This is a genomic window from Rhizobium cerradonense, from assembly GCF_030182455.1.
In the GTDB taxonomy this organism is placed as follows: domain Bacteria; phylum Pseudomonadota; class Alphaproteobacteria; order Rhizobiales; family Rhizobiaceae; genus Rhizobium.
In genome coordinates this window covers 1-2531 of record NZ_JAQJCK010000060.1, presented here as the reverse complement: position 1 = coordinate 2531, position 2531 = coordinate 1, and the positions used below count along the sequence as shown (strand labels likewise).

At 54.8% G+C, this 2531-nt stretch carries 2 protein-coding genes and 1 pseudogene; 2 read left to right on the top strand and 1 reads right to left on the bottom strand.

The genetic code is table 11. The features are described from left to right. Positions 1–279, top strand: a 279-nt coding sequence (locus PH547_RS33580) for a transposase (protein WP_285170455.1), incomplete at its 5' end; no start/stop codon positions are given. A gap of 6 nt (positions 280–285) precedes the next feature. Further along, positions 286–513, top strand: a pseudogene (locus PH547_RS33575) (transposase); the annotation flags it as partial. Between the two features lie 133 nt (positions 514–646). Here the strand turns inward: PH547_RS33575 and PH547_RS33570 are convergent. Continuing rightward, positions 647–1882, bottom strand: a complete 1236-nt coding sequence (locus PH547_RS33570; RefSeq protein ID WP_184806390.1) for an ATP-grasp domain-containing protein — start codon at positions 1880–1882, stop codon at positions 647–649. Positions 1883–2531 lie beyond the last annotated feature (649 nt).

Sequence of the window (2531 nt, the reverse complement as noted above, 5' to 3'; positions counted from 1 at the left end):
GCCCATGCCATCCTCATCATGGATCAGGCGGGATGGCACATGTCCAACAATCTCGTCGTGCCCGAAAACATAACGATCCTGCCGCTCCCGCCGAAATCGCCAGAGTTGAACCCGGTCGAAAACCTCTGGCTCTTCATGCGCGAGAATTGGCTCTCGAACCGAGTCTTCAAATCCTACGACGATATCGTCAATCACTGTTGCGACGCATGGCGAAAACTCGAAAGTCAGCCCTGGCGCATCATGTCCATCGGACGCAGAGAATGGGCCAATGCGTTCTGATCAATGAGAAGCCGTATTACGAGCAAAATCCACGCCCTCGTCGACGCCGAAGGTCGCCCCGTCACCCTGCGTCTGACCGGCGGGCAAGTCGCCGATTGCACCGAGGCCGAAGCGCTGACGGACGAACTCGGCGAGGGAGATATCCTCCTGGCGGACAAGGGTTATGATAACAATGCCATTCGGGCCAACGCCGAAAGCAGTGGCTGTTCGTCGCGCTCACGAAGATCACGGCGGGGCGCGATCGAGCCTGGGCCCCAGAACCTGTGAATGCCCAGTTGCGACAACCAAGTCCAATCTCTCTCTGCACTCGGTTGTGAATGCCGGGTGGCAAAGAACGGATAATTAGGTTATCGGTCCCCCATGGTTCCTATTCGGCAGGAGTTGCAAATGGAATGATAGACCAAGTTATTAAGCTAGCGGCACGCTCAAGTATTGTCTGCGTTTGAGTATGATGCGGTGAGGTGGCGATGACATGCCCGATCGCGTCTCGATAATCACTCGTTCTGACAATTTCGGTCTTAGGCTTGACGTACAATTCAACTTCGGCGACACCCAGTTCAGCCGCTGCCCTTTCATCACCATCGACCCAATCAAGAATCCCGTCGCTGTCAGGCACCAGGAACCGCGCTCCCGCAACCTGAGAGCGCGTTATGTGCAACTCCGATTTTTCGCCGATGACAAGCTTGATGTGCTCAGTCACAAGATCTACGCCGTATGCTAGTAGCACCAGCCGAGGGGTCGCCAAACCCGGAAGACGGGGATTGATTTCAATGGCGACCGGGCCACGTTTTGTCCACCGCAATTCAACGTTCGCCGGCCCCCAGCCCAGCCCAAGCGCTCGTAAGCAGCTTAGTGAAATCTCAGCGACGCAGTCATATTGTCGGCCAGTCAGGGGCGCCGGGAAAATGTACTCACGAGCAATGAAATACGGCAGACAGCCAAAATCAGCGGTACCAACTGCCATAATCTCATTTCCCATAGTGTCGACGCTATAGTATGGGCCTTGTGCAAATTCTTCGACCAGTATCTTCGGCGAAGACCGCCAGACGTGTTTCCCGCCCAGCAGATAGTCCGTATGTTCAGTCAACTCGGCGAGGTTGCGGCACAATCGAACACCGCTGCTGCCACTGCCAACAACTGGCTTAAGTATCACGGGCAGACCGATTTCCATAGCAGACCTTTCAATGCCAGTCGCGTCTGTCGCCAGGCGGTAAGCAGGTACAGGAACGCCGGCTTGTGCGAGGAGTTCACGTTGGGCGAACTTGTCGTAGCACTGTTCGATAGAGACAGGATTCGGGCCCGGTAAACCGAAATGGCGGCAAAGATTGCTTATTATCAAATATTCGGATTCATCGCGACCTGCAAAGCCGGTAATGCCAGCAATGTCATACACCGCACTCAGTCGGCAACACTGACCGATCATCGCGTCTAGATTATCCGTGTCGGCACGGATTGCCTCACCGCGTTCCGCCGCAAGATAACTATACTGAGTTGGATTAGCCGACAGCGTAATGGGATAAAGTCCAAGGCGCGCGGCCGCCTTCATATACAGAGGACCATTACCTCTGCTACCTTCAATTAGAATGAGAGCTCTTTCTGTCATTGGCGTAACTCCGACCGGTGCGAGGGCGAATGCCAATTACCATCTCCCTCAATGTATACTCATTGGTGGCAAGCGTATCATTTTAGCGGAGTTGCTTTTGCAAATATTGTGTAAAGTTTTATGATGGGGACCTGCACCGCTTATTTGGATCGGAGAAGTCCGAAGATGGAACGAATGCTGGCCAGATTTGGTTGAAATTTCCAGAATCGCTCTTTGAGCTCAAGCATTGCTGGTGCTGGTCCCTTCACAACAAAGATCAGCGCGCTCCGCCAAGAACGCCGCGTCGCGGCGGGCTGTGTGAAACTATCGCTGACGTTTTGTTCCTTTTCAGGAGTGCGTTCCGCTCTCATTGGTCCCGGTAGGGACGATGGTTACCCATCGCCCCCCGGTCAGTTCCGTACGTGCGGCACTACCGCATACGGCTCCTATCGGCTGTAGTGACGGTAAGCCGAGCATCAGGATGCGGATGCATCAGCCGGCACGGTGGCAGGTATTTGCGGACGAGCCTTTGGAAACGATCCCAAGGCAAGCGGTGTCGCTGGCTTCGGCGCATCAAGGCGTGTCGCCAAGCTCGACCAACTTCCCAGCGGAACCCTCCCAATCGTCGCAGATTGTCAGGCACCGCATGGTAGTTAAAATACCCCTGTAG

What these genes read in the sequence shown, in the direction of transcription:
- PH547_RS33570 (WP_184806390.1), bottom strand. Translation starts at nt 1,882, where the DNA reads ATGACAGAAAGAGCTCTCATTCTAATTGAAGGTAGCAGAGGTAATGGT.